Here is an 18957-nt window from a genome sequence, read left to right on the forward strand (position 1 = left end):
GAAATACACGGCTCTGTATCTTGGCAACATTACCTGATGCAAAGGCAGAATCAGTGCGCAAGGCTTTAACTGAAGCTCTGAAATATTTACCTGCAGAACTGCGTAAAACGTTGACCTATGACCGTGGACGCGAGATGTCAGAACATAAAATACTCGAAGAAGATTTAGGCATAGATGTATATTTCTGTGACCCACATTCACCTTGGCAAAAAGGCACATGCGAAAATATGAATGGTTTAATTAGGCAATATTTACCTAAAGGGATTGATTTAAATCAGGCAGATCAGCATTATTTAAATCAAGTTGCCATGTCACTGAATACTCGTCCTAGAAAGGCGTTAGATTGGCTTACACCATTAGAGAAATTTGCTCAGCTTGTTGATTATCATATGGCTTTTGAAACTGTCGCACCTCATGTTTGAATTCGCCGTTGTTTCAGCAACAGGTGAAACACGCCAAATTGTATTACCGACATCATCTGCGACTAACACAGCTCCTGAAAAATCAATTGCTACCCCCACTGGGCGTCCATAAGCCTTCCCTTTATCACTGAGGAATCCAGTTAAAATATCTTGCGGTGGACCTGAGGGCTGACCACTTCTAAATGGTACAAAAATGACTTTATAACCACTGTGCGGCTTACGGTTCCATGAACCATGCTGACCGATGATCGCCCCCCCTCTAAATTGCGGCATCAATTCGGCTGCATAAAATGCGAGACCTAAAGAAGCAGTATGGTTACCTAATGCATAGTCAGGTTTAATTGCCCGAGCCACCATTTCAGGATTTTGTGGTTTTACACGTACATCTACATGTTGACCATAGTAGCTATAAGGCCAGCCGTAAAAAGCGCCATCTTGAACTGAGGTCATATAGTCAGGTACTAGGTCACTACCAATTTCATCGCGCTCATTAACCACCGTCCAGAGTTTACCGCTTTGAGGTTGCCAAGCCATACCATTTGGATTACGCAGTCCAGTTGCAAATGGACGTGACTGCCCACTTGCGATGTCAAACTCCATAATTTGTGCACGGCCTTTTTCTTGATCTAAACCATTTTCGGCTACATTACTATTGGAGCCGACGGTAATGTAGAGCTTTGTCCCTTCACGATTGGCAATGACGTTTTTGGTCCAATGATGATTTAAAGGACCACCCGGTAAATCTAGTACTTTAGTACCACTGGCAGTAATTTTGGTTGCGCCTTCTTGGTAAGGGAAACGCATAAGTGAATCTGTATTGGCAACATACAAATAGTTCCCCACCAGTGCCATACCAAATGGTGAGTTTAGATTTTGAAGAAATACGGTTTTCTGGTCAGCTATTCCATCTCCATTGGTATCACGAAGTAAAGTAATACGGTTAGCACTCGGATGAGATGATCCTGCTCGTCTCATCACAAAAGTCATAATTTTACCTTTAATGCCTTTGCTGTCTTCCGGTTTAGGCGGAGCATCTGTTTCAGCGACCAGTACATCACCATTCGGTAATACATAGAGCCAACGTGGATGTTCAAGTCCTTTAGCAAATGCTTTTACCTTTAAGCCTTCTGCCGGAGTTGGTGCAACACCACTAGGCCAGCCCTTCGCTGGTGCTATATTTACGGTTGGAATTAAGCTTGTTTTTGGTTCAGGTAACTTTGGTTCTGGACCGTAACTCTCGGTAATTGGATATTGAGAGGATGAAGCACACCCTGTAACTAGAAATACAACGGTCGTGCATAAAATCGGCATTAAAAAACGTGTGAGCATCTTTTATCTCCATTTCTTATTTTTTCGTAATATGCACAGGGTAATGCTTTAGAAGAGAGACTTATAGTTTATTTATTTAACTGTGCTGAGCAGTACAGTCTATATTTTAAAAATTTTAATACATAACCGAGTGTTTTCTAAGCACTTAAATCCCCTTCATCATAACTACAAATTAAAACTTAGCATTAGGATTTTTACGTAAAGTATTTAAAAAGCCCTCTTTATCTTTTGGAGAAATCATCACCTTCGCTATTCTTCCATTTTTCATATAACTAATTTTGAGCCGATCTAATGATAGTGCTGGAGAAGAAAGTGGATTATGGGTAGGTTCTATTTGAGTAATATCATTGATATTAATTTTCCATCGAAATACCAAGCTCTTAATGATTAATGTGTTGTTTTCTACTACGTAATACGTGTTAAAGACCGGAAGCCAAATAACCAAAATGACTAAACTATAAATCATGAGATGCGAAAAATTGGTGCCTATAGAAGAATGATGAACTTCTTGATAAATTTTAAAAATAATATTGGCAGTGATCACAACAAATATTAATAAAAGCCACCAATCAATTTTTGATCTAAATTTCAAAAGTTATCCTCTACATCTAAATCTCATTTATAACGAGTCTTTCTATATTTTTATAAAATAATTGAACTAAAAATTAGCTTTAAATGTTAATGATACAAAATCTCGATCATCTACCGTGCTAAACTCATTAGAACCAAAAAAGTTATTATAGGCAATCTCTGTTGTATATTTTTGCTGATAAGTCATAGATAACGCCGCACTTACACTCATTTGCCCTTCTTGAAAGTTTTGGCTATATCCATAAACATCATGTCTAAAACTAAGACTTGGCGTAATCACTGTAGAGGGTAAAATATCTTGATAATTTAATGCGCCACGTAATCGGTAGCCAAATGACCATTCATTAAAAAAACCATTTTTATTACAAAAGCGTTCATTCAAGTTATCTATTTCTGTATTAGTAAGATGAGCTGTACCATACGGCGTACATTTAAAATCGCCTGTTTCAGGATTATAAGCCTCTGTTGACAGCTCACTACGGCCAAATGCGCCTGTCCGGCCAAACCGATGATTACCAATATCTGCAATATGGTTTAAGGCAAACTCTGTAGACCATGTCATCGAATTTGCGCCCCAAATATTGAATATGCTATCAGTTGCTCCAACCGAAAATTGTGTTACGGGTAAGCGTACATATCCTTGAATATATTGACCCAATTCAACAGTTTTTCCCGGCGGCGCAAATGGCGTTCCTTCCGATAGTACTTGAGCATAGACAATGTCTGTGCCGTTTAGTTGTAAAGGTTGATTAGGTTTGTGGGTTAATTCACTAAAAACGGTTGTTGTGCCAACTTTACCAGTCAGACTTAATCCAAACATTTTGATATTTTCAGGATAGATAGAAAAATAATTTGCGGTATTAAAATGTTCGGGTCCTGCTGCCGTTACAGCCGTTCCATCAAAGTTTGCATTACGGCTATGGTAGTTCGCATAGTAAATACCTAACTCAGCATTATTTAAACTGGGTAATGTCTGTTTTAAAGCAATGCCATATTGGCCATTATCCTTTGCTTTTCTACTTTCTGCACGTGGAATATAGGTACGTAAACGAATTGCGGTATCCGATAATTTATCTCCACCTCCAGCAATCAGAACTGGACCTGCATTTTTGGGCACAAAATCTGAAATCTCAAAGAAAGTTCCGTTACCATCAACAACTGAAGGTCTAAATTTAAATTGATAGAACCCTTCTATTTTCAAATTTTTATTAATGCTTGTGTCGAATGAAAACATTTCGGTTGGAATAATTCTTTCTTTTACATCACCACCCGGTCGGTTAATTGCAGCAAAATCGAATGCACTCACTGAATTTAAACCGTTTTGAAAAAACTGAGATTTCCCCCAATTTAAAGTCTGTTTGCCTAATTTTAAATTGATGCTTTTTCCACCGCCCAGTTCAAAATCTTTCCATATATAGGCATTCCATAAATCGATACCTTTGAATTTTGCAAGCCTTGGCCACGCTGAATCATTAAAGGGTTTAAAGTCTCCGTGCCCTGTCTCATAGGCATGGTCATACCAGTATTTAGTGCTAATGACCGCACCCTGCTGTTTTCCATTTAGCTTAACTTCAGTTATACCTCTGATGATCTGTGAAATGGCATCATATTTACTAAAATTCATACGCCCATCATCACCATTCACATCAATGCTAGCGCCTTGTTTGCCTATTTTGTTTGCATCAGGCCGATAAAGTAATGAAACGGATGGATCTTGGGTACTCCAACTGGCTCCTAAGCTTAATATCGTTTTTGTATCGACCTTCCAGTCTTTATCAATATCAAAACTGGCTGCATTTGCTTTAGACATAAATAAAATTAGGCTTAATGAAACACCTATTTTTTGAATATATAAAACGTGATTATTTCTTTGATTTAAATAGATGTAATGACCCATCATATTATCTCCCTATCAATATGATTTTTCTTATTTATTGCTTATTACTCAAAGCCATCCATTGGCTTTTAAATGGTTTACCTAAACAGGTATTTTTTGCACTAGGCTGGTTGTTCGACCTGATCTAACTGTTGAATAAATTGTTCAGCTAAAGGCCAATAGCCAAAGCCAGATGCAGGGTTTAAATGTCCCACTTCCCCCAGATTTACGAGTTGACTCCCCCACTTTCCTGCCATTTCACTTACAGCTTCATAACGAGCTAAATGGTCATTGGTGCTTGCAACCAAAATGCTGGGGAAAGGTAGTGTTTGATTAGGTAAAGGACTCCATCCTTCTTGATGAAGTACGGTTGGGCTTGGATAATTTTCTGGCCAGCTTTCGTTTAAGTCAGGTGGAGCCACAAGCAAAGCACCTTGAATTGGTCTTTGATATTTTGCAGCCCAGTGTATTGTCATCAGCACACCTGCGCTGTGTGCAACTAAAATGACAGGCCCTTGTATTTGTTCGAGTTGTGCCTGAATAGCAGTAACTCTATTTTCACAATTGAGTTTATTAGTTTCTACAGGTGGTACAGAGCGAACCTTTGCTAGCTTTGTTTCTAAGATCGTTTGCCAATGCTCGGGAACATGATCGCGTAACCCCGGAATAATTAAAATTGTTGCTTTGGTTTGTATTTTTTCCATTTCGACGCCTGTGAATTTTGCCATCTAGGAGGCTTAAGAATTTTTATAAAACTCCATTCACAATAAAGGCTCATTTCAGTTAATGGTGTACATAAGGCGTCACGGACTTTTCATTTGACGACACATCTTTTTAAAATTTCGTAAATTAATTAAAATAGTTTTTGTAATTACAAATGAGCCAAAAGAATAGCTTTAAAATTAAGTAGACATCACGATTAGGCGCTTAAATAAAAGCTTTTGTAATGTGGATATTTTAGTTATAACTAGATATGAGCTGTAAGGAATATGGCTGATTAAGAACAGGAGATAATAAAATGGTGCCTCTTGCGCATACCGCCTCTTTAAAAAATTATTTGGCAGTTGCTCAGCAATTAGATCTAAATCCCTACCATTTATTATCACGTGTTGGGCTTAGCCAAACTCAATTGAATGATCTTAAACAACGTATTCCTGTAGATAAAGCCATTACCTTGCTTGAAGAATCAGCCCAGATGAGTAATTGTGATGTTTTCGGTTTACACATGGCTGAACAACGTGAAATCGCGGATTTTGGTGAACTAAGCTTATTATTAAGTTACCAATATACTTTGAGAGAAGCGCTACAAACGATTGTTCGTTATAGGAATTTACTCAATAACTCACTTGAAATATATATAGAAGAAATTGACGATACAGTTGTTATTCGAGAAGAGGTTATAACCACAACTTGCGGGTATAGTCGCCAAGCGACGGAACTTGCTTTAGGAATTACCCATCGTTTTTGTGCAGCACTCATGATGCAAAAATGGCGGCCGTTAAGTGTCCACTTCACTCATAACCCACCCAATGATTTAACTCTGCATCGACGGATTTTTGGCTGTGCGCTAGAGTTTGGTAGTGACTTTAATGGTATTGTTTGTACGGCAGCCGAACTTGATACAACAAACCCTCAAGCAAATTTGGCTATGGCTAACCATGCACAACGTTATTTAGATATTTTGCAAAATAGCAATGAATCGACCATGATTTTTGATATTCGTAAAAGTATTTATCTTCTCTTGCCAATGGGACGCGCTACGATTGATCAAGTCGCTCAAACACATGGTATTCATGTACGGACTTTACAGCGTCGATTAGAAGAAGCTCAGACGAGTTTTAGTGATTTAATGAATGAAGTACGCAAAGATCTCGTATTTCGTTATTTAAAAAATCTAAATTATTCACTTGCTCAAGTGTCTGATATTTTAGGTTACTCAATGCCGAGTTCTTTTACACGTTGGTTCATTAGCCAGTTTGGTATGTCACCGAATACGTGGCGTAATCACAATAAAGCCCTGCTTAATTAATTCTTTTGTGTTTGATACCAAATGAAGTCATTTAAAATGTAAGGAAGCTGGAGAACCACTCCAGAACTTCCTTAAAAATCTAATTTTTAAAATTAAAACCACAAGCGCATAAGTCCAAGAACCAATACCACTAAAAAGATGCTTTCGCCGATCATTAAAAGGATTGGTTTAATGCCGACAGATGCTAATTCTTTTAACTGAGTTTTCATCCCTAAAGCACTAATTGCGATGACTAAAAACCAGCGTGATAAGTCATTAATTCCATTTTGAACCATCGCTGGTACCCATCCTGTACTGTTAATACAAGCGAGTAGTAGAAAGCCAACAGCAAACCAAGGCAGTAATGGTGGTCGCTCTCCGGTTGAATCTGCTCCTTGCATACGGGTAATCATAGCCGCACAAACAATTACTGGAAGCAGCATTGCTACACGCATAAGTTTAACTACAGTCGCCGTATCACCTGTTTGAGTAGACATGCTATAACCAGCGCCGACCACTTGCGCCACATCGTGAATCGTAGCACCAAGAAACACACCAGCCGCTTGTGGTGATAACTCTAGCCACTTCGCAATCATCGGATAGACAATCATTGCAAAGGTTGAAAGTGCTGACACACCAATCACGGTAAACAAGGTCGCTTTTTCTTTTTGCGGATGATTTGGAAAAGCAGCCGATAGTGCCAATGCGGCTGAAGCACCGCAGATTGCCGTGGAACCACCAGTGAGCATGCCAAATAGTTTTTGGAAGCCTAAGATTTTAGCGGCAATAACAGAAACGGCAATTGTGACAATAACCAGAGTAACGACTAACGCAACAGGCTGCCAACCTAGTGCGGTAATTTGTCCTAAAGTTATACGCATGCCGAGTAACGCGATGCCCATCCTCAGCACACTACGTGCGGTGAACTCGATACCTACCTTACATTTACTTTCAGCCGCTAAAAAATTCACGCTCATGCCGAGCAGTAGTGCAAATAGCATGACTGGCGCACCATAGTGCTCTGATAAAAAACAGGCAGCCGCAGCAACGACCGAACTGACTACAAAGCCTGGTGCTAATTCTCTTGTACGCTGGGAAAAATTTTTCAAAACTAAACTATTCATGATTTTCCCCACAGCCCATCACAATAAATACCTTGTCCTCGATCACTTCTACGGGATAGGTTGCAACTTTGAGATGAGCAGAATTAACTAAACAGCCATTTGTTAAATCAAAGCGGAGACCATGGGCACAGCACTGAATCACTCGTCCTTCTAGACGTCCACTAAATAGCGATGCGCCCTGATGAGGACAGCTGTCATCGATTGCATAAAATTGAGTCGCAACGTTAAATAGTGCGAGAGTTTTATCTCCAACTTTTAAAAAAGCCCGCTCACCTGAATTGGGAATTTTTTCAAAAGGCACTTCAAATCGATTAGTCATATCAACTCTCCTTGCCCCAAAAGTGCTTCTTGCATCGCTTGATAAAGTACATCTGCTGATTGCGCGCCCACCAAGGCTGAAGCCCGATCAAAAATAAAATAAGGCACGCCATTACCTCCTGTACTTGCAGAGATAAAATCTTGATGATCATGAATAAGTAAATCTTTGAACAGTTCATGCGGAAAACCACAGCGTTTCGCAATTTTGTATAAAGTAGTGGTATTTCCGATGTCTAACCCATCATAAAAATATGCAGCAAAGAGTTGTTCTAACAACGCATTGCACTGCTCAGTAGTACCTATCTTTAAAGCTTTATCAAATAAGCGATGAGCTTTGGCCGTATTTGGCATCCGTTTAATTTGTTCAAAATCGATCTTAAGCCCCACTTTATTAGCGGCTTTATTGACCTGCTCTTGTCTCATACGAACTGCTGTTAAGCTACCTAACCGTTTCAAATAAAATGTTTGAAACGGTACCCCTTCAACAGCTAAATCGGGTATGAGCTGAACACCTCGCCAGTGCACGATAACTTTGACTTGGGGGTGAAGCTGATAAAATCTATTTATAGCGATCAGTAATTGACGTTTTCCGATCAAACACCAAGGACAAATAAAGTCAAAAAATACATCAATGTGTAATTGCCGAATCATCATTTGTTATTCATCCCGCATTTTTGTATTTGGTTACCTGAATGATTTTTAAGCTCAGTTATTCCTTGTTGCTCAAAGCGTGCGATATCTTTGTGATAATGGCGTTTGGCATAAAAAAATACGGCTGCGGCTGCAATACTGACCAATGGCATAAGTTGAAATGCGCTATGTAAACCAATCACATCAGATACTTTGCCAACGACTAAAGGACCAAGCGCTAAACCAAGAAAATTGTTAGCTAAAGTGAGTGTTGCAAATGCAGAGCCATGAACTGAGTTATGTGTAAGATTGGCCACCATGGCACTAGATGGCCCATTGGTTCCTAGGGCAATAAACATTCCGAGGCAGATGAGAAGTAACTGGTTACGTCCCGCAGGCACAGCAAAAGCAATTAATAAAAGAACACAACCGAGCAAGCAGTATGTAATCGCTAAACTGACCTTACGATCTGGACAGTTACGGCCCAAATAATCACACAACATGCCGCATAGAATTGTGCCTACTGCACTACATAGCAAAATGCCCGCTGCCATTACACCTGCCTTGTCGGTACTCATGCCGTAATAGCGATTGAGATAACTCGGCATCCAGACAATCACTGTGCCACCAACAAATAATTGCAGACCACTACCAATGTAAGTGGCAATAACTGAACGACTTGAATATAAAGTTTTTAAAGGGCTTTTAATGTGCTGGGTTTTACTACGAATTTTATTTTGAGGTGCTGTGTTTATTCTGTTTTCTTTCACTAAAATTGGATATAGAAAGGCCAAAATGAGACCAAATAAAGCAATACCACCAAAAGCCCAACGCCAACCGAAATGCTGTGCGAGTACACCACCTAAAGCCACACCCAAAAACGAGCCAAATACGCCGCCCGCCATAAAAGCACTGGCGAGTGTTGCACGCATTTCTCGTGGAAAAACAGCTACCACTACCGCGATTCCAACGCTGCCATAAGCAGCTTCACCCACACCAACCATAAAACGAGCAATAAACATTTGCTCATAATTTTCAGCCAGTGCACATCCTAAAGTCGCCAAACTCCATAACGTCGCCATAATGGCCAAGCTTTTCACTCGCCCAAAACGGTCTGCCATTAAAGACAACGGCAGAGTCAATAAACCCACCATTAAAGCGACAATGCCACTGAGCAAACCTAACTGACTGTCGCTGAGCAACCACTCATTTTTAAGTAAAGGAAAAACTGCGTTTAAGACTTGTCGTGACATGTAATCTGAAATGAGCAAACCAAATGTCAAAGCAAAAACAAGCCATGCATAACGACGAGGTATACTGATTGACGTATCAACATCGCTCATCTGATCTGAATACTGATGTGCATTCATACGACCTCCTTGTATTTTTTATAATTTCTATTTTGCTAGTGCAGCAGCGCACTTTTAAAAACAAAGCGAATAAGCTGCACTACATTTGAGGTCTACATTCCGTTAGACCTTGTCATATTAGTTACGCTGCGGCACACCCTTTTGCCCTGTTTTACGATTAGGTGCCATACCATTTGCGATTAGGGTTTCTTCAATACTGTTGTATTGCACCCCAATACGATAAATTTCACGGGCTTCTTTTCCTGAGGCAATTTCACGGCCTAATTCATGGGCAATCCGAACAGTTTGCTTAATTTGCTCTACAGATGAAAAACGGCGTCCGTGATGATCAATGATCGTGTCTTCGTTCCCCACACGGGCATGTAAACCCATTGCCATCGACATGGTATTAAAAGGCAATACATTTTTGAGAAGAGATTCTGATGTCAAAGTACATCCATCGGGTACGCGATGAATAAAATTAAAGAAATTAAATGGATTTGGGCCATCGAAACCGCCACCGATTCCAATCCAAGTTAAGTTTAACGGCCCCATGTACAACCCTTTACGCACCATACGTTCTAGCGTCTCAAGCCCATGCATACCGGTTAATTGAAAGTGCGGTTGAATATTGTTTTTGCATAAGCGTTTGATGTGTTCAGTTACCCATGCAGGCCCAGCTGGCACGGTCATCTCTGCATATGCTGCCTGAGTCGCTGGATGTGCCAATGAAGTCCCTTCTAAATATTCAGGATAGAGCAATTCCATAATATTCATTTGGGTAGTGTTAATTGCTACCGTAACCTGATCGGGCTTTGGTGTAAGTTCAGCCAACATATGTCGGGTGTCATCACTTAGCCATAATGCAGCCTCACCTTCACTCTCTGGTGCAAATGAAATCGAACCACCTACCTGAATAATCATGTCAGGCACAGCTTCACGAACCCCTGCAATGAGTTCATTAAACTTTGACAAGCGTTTAGAGCCTTTGCCATCAAGCTCGCGGACATGTAAATGCAGCACCGTCGCGCCCGCTTCATAGCACTCAACCGCTTTTTGTATTTGCTCATCCATGGTCACTGGAATATCTTCGGGAAAGTCTTCCGGCATCCATTCGGGGCCATACGGCGCAACCGTGATTACCACTTTTTCCATATTTTCCGGGTGCAATGAGTCGTCAAAGAATTGCATGTGCATCTCCTCATATATTTTTAGAATTTTCAATTAGATAAAATTATTTAGCCAATAACCTTAATAGGTTGCGTCACCAATAATGCCGGCCCGTTCCATTTTTCGGTGGCAAGGTGGGTAATCCATGACTGCATAATGTTGTGTGCTGCGGTTATCCCAGATGGCAATGCTGTTAGGCTTCCAACGCCAACGCACTTGAAACTCTGGAATATAGGCTTGAGAAATTAAGTAACGTAGTAGTTCAGCTGCGCCCGGATTGGCATCTTGTCCAAATCTGACGCGTTCTTTGGTGTGATAGTTACTGAAGTGAGTTGTGAAAGCGTTGACGTATAAAATTTTCTCGCCCGTTTCAGGATGAGTACGTACCACTGGGTGCTCAGCATCGGGAAACTTTGCTTTTAAGTCCAAGCGTTTTTCAAGCGGCATAGCCGCACCAAAACTCGCTTCTATGCTGTGATAAGCACGTAAGTCTGCAATCTTATCCTTAATATCGTTGGGTAAAGACTCATAGGCCATCACCATATTGGTCCACATGGTATCGCCACCTACAGGTGGGCATTCAACACAATGCAACACGCATCCCATCGGCGGAACCTTGCGCCAGCTTGCATCACTGTGCCAAGCATTTTCATAACGATCGACAGGACTTTCAGGGTGTTTATAAATCTGCACCAAACCCGGATGATCAGGATGGCTGCCTACCGCAGGATGGTCTTCTAACTGTCCAAATTTTTCCGCAAATGCGACATGATCCTGACGGGTTAAGTGCTGATCTCGCAAGAACAACACACGATGTTTAAGTAGTTGTGTGCGAATTTCAGCAAATAATCCATCATCATAAATCGCATCAGCGAGTTTGACTCCACTGAGCTCTGCACCAATATTGCAAGTTAACTGTTCAATTTGCATAAGAAATCCCTTCAAATTACAAAGATTGATGAACCTATTGTTTTACGTGCTTCCAAATCACGATGAGCTTGTACGGCATCCTTTAACTCATAGCGCTGATTAATTTCAATTTTGATTCGTCCATGTCGAACATGATCAAATAATTCATTTGCCAGTTCTTTCTTCTCGGCAGGATCTGCAATGTAATCTGCCAAAGCTGGACGTGTGACAAACAATGAACCTTTCACGGCGAGTAATACCGGATCAAAAGCAGGGATTGGACCAGACGCTGTCCCTACGCAGACCAACAAACCACGGCGTTTGAGAGAGTCTAATGAACTCATAAAAGTGGCTTGGCCAACACTATCGAAAACGACATTTACACCCACGCCGCCTGTTAACTCACGTACGCGCTCAGCAACATTTTCATGACTGTAGTTAATGACATGATCACAACCGTGAGCTCGCGCTACGGCAGCCTTTTCTTCTGAAGATGTGGTCCCGATAACAGTCAAGCCCAGTAATTTAGCCCATTGAGAAACGATCAGCCCAACACCACCAGCAGCTGCATGTAATAAAATTGAATCGCCCGCTTTAAAGTCATAAATGCGGCGCATCAGATAAGCAGCGGTCAACCCTCTCATGGTCATCGCTGCCGCTGTTTCACAAGAAATTTCTTCGGGTAATTTAATTAAAGCATTTGCTGGAATTAGACGGTGGGTACTATATGCACCTAAGGTATTTAAAAAACCTGTATAAGTAACTCGATCACCTACTTTAAGCTGATTAACTCCTTCGCCTAAAGCTTCAACGACACCTGAAGCTTCAACGCCCATGCCATTAGGCATTGGAATTTGATAGGTTCCATTACGAAAATATGTATCGGCATAATTTAGGCCGACTGCCACATGACGTAGGCGTACTTCTCCAGCTTTTGGATCTCCTACTTCTACATCTTCATAGCGCATTACTTCTGGCGTTCCTGTTCCATAGAAACGTATAGCTTTCGTCAACGTCATGTCCTATTCCATATTTTGGTTTTTTATTGAGTGCCTATAAAAGCAATAACCAAAATTACAACAGTTAGGATATGGGCCACTTTACATTTGACGACACAAGCTTAACGTTTAATGACAGCCGAACTTTATTAAAGTTGGTTTTATATTTATCTAACGAAATAAGGATTATGTTCATACCTATGAAAAATTAAAATAATTTTAAATCTTTACGATTTGTTTTTTTAAGTTAGCTTTTTAAATGCACTATTTTTTAATTTAAAATTCATTTAACCTGACTTACTTTAATTATTAACTTTTACGATAGCTCAGGCGTTTAATTAAGTTCATCTATCTTATGTCAAAAAATTTAGCAACATTGATCGGTTTAAGCGCAATCCTGATGTGGGCCTCTATGGTGGGCTTTGTAAAACATATTACGACCGTGATTGGACCAGATGTTGGCATTACACTGATCTATTCCTTAAGCGCTTTGCTACTGCTTATTATTTTTAGGCTGCCAAATTTTAAGTTAATTTCTAAAAAATATTTAATTTTAGGGGCAATTTTATTTATTGCTTATGAACTCTGCTTTTCGTTTGCACTTGCCTATTCAAAAACAGCACAACAAGCAATTGAAGTAAGCATTGTGAACTACCTTTGGCCAAGCTTGACCGTTTTAGCTTTTGTCATTTTTAGAGAGTTAAAATTTAATATCTTTATTATTTTAGGTTTAATTATTTCGATTTTCGGCATTACTTTTATTCAGACCGGAAATGGCGATTTTAGTCTAAGTCGAGTTATAGACAATTTTTATAGTAATCCTCTAAGTTATATTTTGGCTTTTATAGGTGCAATTATTTGGGCTTTGTACTGTGTATTAACCAAGAAAATAGGTAAAGGACAAAACCCTATTTCTATTTTCTTTATTGGCGTCGCTCTAACATTGTGGTTAAAGCTATTCTTTAGTGGTCAAGCTGTTTTACCTACACTCGATTTAAATACGACTTTATCTCTCGTCTTTGCCTCTACAGCAATTGGGCTAGGTTATGCAGCATGGAATATTGGCATTATTCATGGCAACACCACGATGCTAGTGGTGGCTTCTTACTTCACTCCAATCATTTCATCTTTACTGGCCATGCTGGTTTTACAAACCGAGTTATCAATCAGCTTTTGGCAAGGAACCGCTATGGTTACAGCCGGTTCACTCATCTGCTGGCTTTCAACAAATTGGACAGTAATCCGCTCTTATTTCAAAAAGAATTAAAAGCAGTGATGAGTAACAGAACTAGTATTAGTTTTTTGCCCTAAAGCAAAATTTACAGCTTCTTTTGCATGACTAGAAGGAAATTGCTCTCTTTATTAAATTTATAAACTGTTTTATAAAATATATTTTTTAAAACCAATTAATAAAAACTTTATGTTAGAAACAGATCGCTTAATCTTAAAACCATTTGTTCAAGAAAATTTATCTACAGTCATTGAAATGTTACAAGATAAAGATTTTATGGCTTTTTCACCTTATAGTGGCTTAACAACTGAAGCTGCAACGAGTCGTTTTTTTGAAATATTAGAGCATTATAAAAATTATAATTTTGGCAAAATGGCTGTGATCTTAAAAGATACCCATCAAATTATTGGTTATTGCGGTTTTGAAATATGTGAAGTTGATGGCCAAACCGAAGCCGAACTAGGTTTTAGACTTATTAAAACTGAACGAAATAAAGGCTATGTTCTTGAAGCTTCACTTAAGTTACTAGAAGACATGAAAAATCGGAACTTTAAGCATGTGATCGCTTTTTCAGAAAAAGAGAATTTACCTGCTCACAATCTATTAAATAAGCTTGGTTTTGAAAAAACCACCTCATCTAGTTATATGAATATGGATGTTATCTTTTTCAAAAAAGACCTATTATTTTCTTCATAAAAATAATGTATTCCTATAAAAAATTTAAGCTAGTGAAGATCTAATTGCTTCAAAGAAAACACTATTAAACTCAAATCAAAAAATTCAGAATTCACGCAAATTTCACGACAGCCTCTTTAAGTTAATTTTATAAAGTTGGCTAGGATTTAAATATGAAAATTATAACCACTGCCCTAGGGCTGATTACCTTAGTAGGTCTAACAGCGTGCAAAAGCGTGCCTAGTTATTCAGGTGATTATGGTAAAGCCGAACGACAAATTACTGGCGTCACATTAAATGATGAGCAAGCACAAGAGATTGGTCACCGTTTTGTTGCTGCATTTAATACTCTTGGTACTCCATCTTTTGTAAGTAATGCGAGTCAACTTTATGCGGATCAGCTCTATATCAACGATACACTTTCCCAGTTCTCGCAAAAAAAAGATCTAATTAAACACTTTGAGGGTATGAACGCACGAGTAAGTAACGTCACTGTAAAACTGATTAGCGCAACTCACCATCAAGATACAGCCTATATTCATTGGTATATGGCTTATGACTTTAAAATGCTAGGCCGTACAAAAACCATGGCTTCTTATGGCATTAGTCAAATCAAAATTAATGAACAACAACAAATTATTTTCCAACAAGACTTCTGGGACCCTGCGAATGGTCTCTACCGTTCTTTACCTGTATTTGGAGGAGTTTATAAATGGATATTGCCATTCAAAAAAGTCGAATCTTAATACTACTGGGTATTTTAATTGCGTCTCATGCAAATGCTGCTGAACTGAAAAAATGCAGTTCAGCTCCTTTAATGGTAACGAGTCAAAAAGTCGGAAATGTTAGCTACTTTGCCGAAGATTGCCTAAAAAGTTGGCAGAACCAAAGCATAAAAATGGACTTTAGTTATAACCGAGATATTCCTGAGTGGGCATTTAAGCGAGCAGCAACTCACTATTTAAAGAAGAATATTAGTGGATTTGATGCTAAATCCCCGCTTAATCATATTAATGAGCTTTATAGACCAATCAAGAGCGGAGATTTATATAGTCTTTCTTATCACCATGAAAATCAAAAACTAGAGCTAAAATTAAACCAGAATCTACTCGGTTCTATAATTAATCCGAATGCAAATCAATATTTTAAAATCTGGTTTGGTACTGAACCATTTAATGCTAAATTAAAACAACAACTATTAAATTAATGGCTTAATAAAATCTCATGGGTAATCATTTTATCCTCATGGTTGAGGACCATTTTGAGCTGGCGGCGACCGTGTGTGAATTTCTTGAAGTACATGGTTACGTCATCGATCATGCGCGTAATTTAGATGCGGCACGTTCTTTTCTTAAGTCACAGCATTATCATCTTTTGTTGCTCGACATCAACTTACCCGATGGCTCAGGTTATGATTTGTGTAACTGGTTACGGACCGAACAAGGCATTGATATGCCAATTCTTATGCTCACTGCTAGAGATACTTTAGATGATAAACTTAAAGGATTTACTGCTGGCACGGATGATTATTTAGTTAAACCATTTGATTTTAATGAGTTGGTCATGCGTATTCGAGCACTGATCAAGAGAGCGGCAGGTGAAGTCGCAAATCACAAAATTCAAATTCATGATTTAATTCTCGACAGCGCAACTCAAACTGTTATTCGTGCCGGAAACAATATCGAATTACCCCCTATTCAATTTAAATTATTAAAAATTTTGATGCGTCAGTCTCCTAAAGTAGTAACTAAGCAGGAACTTATGATGGAGCTATGGGGTGATGAAGAACCTGAAAGTGATGCTTTGCGCAGCCACATTTATAACCTACGGAAAATGATAGATAAACCTTTTGACCCTAAACTATTACATACAGTAGCAGGCGTCGGTTTAAAAATTGCTTTAGACGATACTGCCGATTAATTTAAATAGACGACTACTATTAAACCTGTGGTCATCTCTAAATCCAGCTCAGGATGAGTCGTTAAGTAATATTGCCGATCAAACAACTCAACTCGCCAACCTAATTGTTTGCAAAGCTTTTGGACCAATTGCAACCCGATGCCGTGTCCTTTGGCTTTTAAAGAAAGTTGCGAGTCGCTGAGTTCCTGAACTTTCATATCATTAGGTAAAGAAATTCCGATACCATTATCGGCAATAATTAAGCTGTTTTTTTGTTGAATAATATCAATTTGTGAACCTTGGGAATAATTCAGAGCATTACGCAAAATATTGCCTAGAACCATTTTAGTCATAGAGGGATATAACCAGCGTGGTTGTTCGGCTGAGTCTGGGTGAATATGAATATTTATACCTTTACTCACACTTACCCCTTCTAAACTTTCGACTAAATCCCTCACAATTTCAGATAATAAATTCTTTTCAGACGGTAAATTTTTTACCGTATTACGGGCAATTGCGAGCAAGGTGTCGACGAGCAATTGCATGTCTTCAATTGTATTGTGAAGACGAGTTAAAGATTTATCTTCTCCATATTTAGTCTGACAAAGTTGTACATTACCTTTTAAAATCGTGAGCGGCGTACGTAACTCATGGCTGACATCGCCGGTAAATTCTCGTTCACGTCGAATAAATTCACTTAAAACCTGATGATATTTTTCCAAGGCTTGTTTGAGATATTCCGCCTCCATATTGCCATTGGTATTGATATCTTTAAAAGGTGATGCTTGTGTATCTTGGTGTGCCCAATCAATATTTTCTAATGCATTTGCCAAACGGGTAATAGGGGAAAAATAGCGTCTTGCTCTTCGATTTGACCACCACAAAAAGCTATATAAAACAGATAAACTAAACATAAGTGGTGCGAGACCAAAAAGCCAAACCAGCTTATTGACATTACTTTCGCCAAATACCAACAGTACATGCTGACCATTACGTTCACCATATACCGTCATACGTTCTTTGCCATCAACAAATATCCGATGTACCCCACTTTCTAGATGCATATCTTTAAAAGGTTGTGGGGCTACTTGAGTATTCCACCGATATCCATATAAATTTTTAGTATCTGGCAGGTCTGCATTTGGGTTACGTTCTATACGCAACCAGTAATGTTCCATTTCTTGTTCTAAAGCGGTTTTAAGTAAAGAGCCTTTAATCACCCAAGCACTACAAGCCAACCCGACCACAATTGATAAGGCAATTAGACCAATCTGCAACCAATAATATCGATTGAACATTTGGGCTAATGGATGAGCTTTGCCATCGTTTCGAGTTCTTATCATATTTTATCGCCGAGATAGGCTATCGAAATTACAATGATCTCTTTTTAAATAAAAAGTGACCAATGACCCACTCTTGTCCTTGTTCAAAACCAAAAAGTTCAGCACAAGCCATGAAGAAAATACGCCAGCGTTGCCACCAAATATTGGCATCTTTGCCATAGATCTTTTTAAACAGTGGCTTGAGCTCTTCCTCTTGATTATCCATATTATTAAGCCAAGCGTTTGCCGTTCTCATATAGTGCTCACCCGACCATTGCCAATGTTGAGCCAACTCTAAATGCTCTTGAAAATGCAAAAAAGTTGAAGTCGAAGGCATTAAACCGCCAGTAAAGAAATACTTGGACATCCAATCATAGTCTGATTTTACTTCAAAAGGATAATGCAAAAAGCGATGACAGAAAATATGACACCAGAGTAATCCTTCCGGCTTTAACCACTTCTGAATTTTTTCAAAAAGTCGCTGATAGTTTCGAACGTGTTCAAACATTTCGACCGATACAACACGATCAAATCGGGCTTGGTCTAATTCGAGAACATTCACATCACAGGTCAGTACTTCAATATTGCTTAAACCTCTTAACTTTGCTTGCCCGAGAATATGCTTTTTCTGGGTTGCAGAATTTGAAACAGCCGTAATCTGTGATCGTGGATAGTTTTCTGCCATCCACAAAGTTAAAGAACCCCAACCGCAACCTAACTCTAAAATCTGTTGACCATTTTTAAGTTGTGCTCTTTCACAATAAAGCTGAAGTGCAAGCTCTTCTGCCTGATCTAAAGTTGTTGTTTTGGTGGGAAAGTAACATGCACTATATTTCAGTCTTTTTCCAAGCACCGCCTGAAAAAACTCGGTTGGTAACTCATAGTGCTGCTCGTTTGCCTTATCAGTTTCAACGGCGATTTCGCTCTTTTTCAGCATATTAAGCACATCCATATAGCGCTGTGCCCCTTGTTCAGGGTCATAACGGCCTTCCTGAATTAAACGCTTTTTGCTTAAAGCTCGAATTGCAGCCCGAATTGCATGGTCTGGAATCACACCACTTTCAACAATTTTCAAAGACTGATGAACGATAAAATCCATATGCGCA

General features: G+C 39.2%; 19 protein-coding genes and 1 pseudogene. 7 read left to right on the top strand and 13 right to left on the bottom strand.

Translation table 11 applies throughout. From position 1 onward, the window contains the following. Positions 1–422: pseudogene (locus tag J671_RS20445) on the top strand (IS30-like element ISAba125 family transposase); the annotation flags it as partial. Here the strand turns inward: J671_RS20445 and J671_RS0104960 are convergent. The 4 genes from J671_RS0104960 to J671_RS20460 form a co-directional block, all read right to left on the bottom strand. Continuing rightward, positions 357–1751, bottom strand: a complete 1395-nt coding sequence (locus tag J671_RS0104960; protein WP_031983245.1) for a PQQ-dependent sugar dehydrogenase — start codon at positions 1749–1751, stop codon at positions 357–359. The pseudogene J671_RS20445 and the gene J671_RS0104960 sit on opposite strands and share 66 nt — an antisense overlap. Before the next feature lie 172 nt (positions 1752–1923). Next, positions 1924–2343, bottom strand: coding sequence for a PH domain-containing protein (locus J671_RS20450; protein WP_022575472.1), 420 nt, complete (start codon positions 2341–2343; stop codon positions 1924–1926). 66 nt (positions 2344–2409) lie between these two features. Further along, on the bottom strand, positions 2410–4239 hold the full coding sequence (locus tag J671_RS20455; RefSeq protein WP_081404943.1) for a DUF1302 domain-containing protein: 1830 nt from the start codon (positions 4237–4239) through the stop codon (positions 2410–2412). A 101-nt stretch (positions 4240–4340) separates the two neighbouring features. After that, positions 4341–4946, bottom strand: coding sequence for an RBBP9/YdeN family alpha/beta hydrolase (locus tag J671_RS20460; protein WP_080746790.1), 606 nt, complete (start codon positions 4944–4946; stop codon positions 4341–4343). A 290-nt stretch (positions 4947–5236) separates the two neighbouring features. Here J671_RS20460 and J671_RS20465 point away from each other — a divergent pair, with 290 nt between their 5' ends. Beyond that, positions 5237–6247 carry an AraC family transcriptional regulator gene (locus J671_RS20465; protein WP_031983251.1) on the top strand — a complete coding sequence of 337 codons (1011 nt, stop codon included), beginning with the start codon at positions 5237–5239 and terminating at the stop codon, positions 6245–6247. A gap of 92 nt (positions 6248–6339) precedes the next feature. Here the strand turns inward: J671_RS20465 and J671_RS20470 are convergent, their stop codons facing one another. The 7 genes from J671_RS20470 to J671_RS20500 form a co-directional block, all read right to left on the bottom strand. Beyond that, positions 6340–7350, bottom strand: a complete 1011-nt coding sequence (locus tag J671_RS20470) for a YeiH family protein (protein ID WP_031983253.1) — start codon at positions 7348–7350, stop codon at positions 6340–6342. Further along, positions 7343–7651, bottom strand: a complete 309-nt coding sequence (locus tag J671_RS20475) for a Rieske (2Fe-2S) protein (RefSeq protein WP_081404944.1) — start codon at positions 7649–7651, stop codon at positions 7343–7345. The genes J671_RS20470 and J671_RS20475 overlap by 8 nt, the downstream gene beginning before the upstream one ends. Positions 7652–7665: 14 nt before the next feature. Further along, positions 7666–8322 (bottom strand): DsbA family oxidoreductase, encoded by a 657-nt coding sequence (locus tag J671_RS20480; protein WP_031983257.1) that lies wholly within the window; start codon positions 8320–8322, stop codon positions 7666–7668. Then, positions 8319–9668, bottom strand: coding sequence for an MFS transporter (locus tag J671_RS20485; RefSeq protein ID WP_031983258.1), 1350 nt, complete (start codon positions 9666–9668; stop codon positions 8319–8321). The genes J671_RS20480 and J671_RS20485 overlap by 4 nt, the downstream gene beginning before the upstream one ends. Positions 9669–9785: 117 nt before the next feature. Further along, positions 9786–10838, bottom strand: a complete 1053-nt coding sequence (locus tag J671_RS20490; RefSeq protein ID WP_031983259.1) for a 3-keto-5-aminohexanoate cleavage protein — start codon at positions 10836–10838, stop codon at positions 9786–9788. Between the two features lie 60 nt (positions 10839–10898). Beyond that, a complete protein-coding gene (locus J671_RS20495) occupies positions 10899–11747 on the bottom strand; it encodes a TauD/TfdA dioxygenase family protein (RefSeq protein ID WP_017385476.1) in 849 nt (282 codons plus the stop codon). An 11-nt stretch (positions 11748–11758) separates the two neighbouring features. Beyond that, positions 11759–12745: a quinone oxidoreductase family protein gene (locus tag J671_RS20500; protein WP_022575463.1), complete on the bottom strand. Its 987-nt coding sequence runs from the start codon at positions 12743–12745 to the stop codon at positions 11759–11761. A gap of 334 nt (positions 12746–13079) precedes the next feature. On the opposite strand from J671_RS20500, the gene yddG reads away from it, so the two are divergent. The 5 genes from yddG (at position 13080) to J671_RS20525 (ending at position 16550) form a co-directional block, all read left to right on the top strand. After that, on the top strand, positions 13080–13991 hold the full coding sequence (gene yddG / locus J671_RS20505) for an aromatic amino acid DMT transporter YddG (protein WP_031983260.1): 912 nt from the start codon (positions 13080–13082) through the stop codon (positions 13989–13991). Between the two features lie 153 nt (positions 13992–14144). Next, positions 14145–14651, top strand: a complete 507-nt coding sequence (locus tag J671_RS20510; RefSeq protein ID WP_031983261.1) for a GNAT family N-acetyltransferase — start codon at positions 14145–14147, stop codon at positions 14649–14651. Positions 14652–14803: 152 nt separating this feature from the next. Further along, complete coding sequence (locus J671_RS20515; RefSeq protein ID WP_031983263.1) at positions 14804–15376, top strand: nuclear transport factor 2 family protein; 573 nt, start codon at positions 14804–14806, stop codon at positions 15374–15376. Beyond that, positions 15343–15837 (top strand): chalcone isomerase family protein, encoded by a 495-nt coding sequence (locus J671_RS20520; RefSeq protein ID WP_004708021.1) that lies wholly within the window; start codon positions 15343–15345, stop codon positions 15835–15837. Before J671_RS20515 ends, J671_RS20520 begins: the two co-directional genes overlap by 34 nt. A 17-nt stretch (positions 15838–15854) precedes the next feature. Continuing rightward, entirely contained in the window at positions 15855–16550 is a 696-nt protein-coding gene (locus tag J671_RS20525; protein WP_004708019.1) for a response regulator transcription factor, read from the top strand. Here J671_RS20525 and J671_RS20530 read toward each other — a convergent pair. Both J671_RS20530 and J671_RS20535 read right to left on the bottom strand, forming a co-directional pair. Then, positions 16547–17872: a sensor histidine kinase gene (locus J671_RS20530; RefSeq protein WP_031983265.1), complete on the bottom strand. Its 1326-nt coding sequence runs from the start codon at positions 17870–17872 to the stop codon at positions 16547–16549. The genes J671_RS20525 and J671_RS20530 overlap by 4 nt on opposite strands. A 28-nt stretch (positions 17873–17900) precedes the next feature. Continuing rightward, positions 17901–18950, bottom strand: coding sequence for an SAM-dependent methyltransferase (locus J671_RS20535; protein WP_022575459.1), 1050 nt, complete (start codon positions 18948–18950; stop codon positions 17901–17903). Positions 18951–18957: the final 7 nt, after the last annotated feature.

This window comes from Acinetobacter sp. 1130196, from assembly GCF_000588095.1.
GTDB lineage: Bacteria > Pseudomonadota > Gammaproteobacteria > Pseudomonadales > Moraxellaceae > Acinetobacter > Acinetobacter nosocomialis.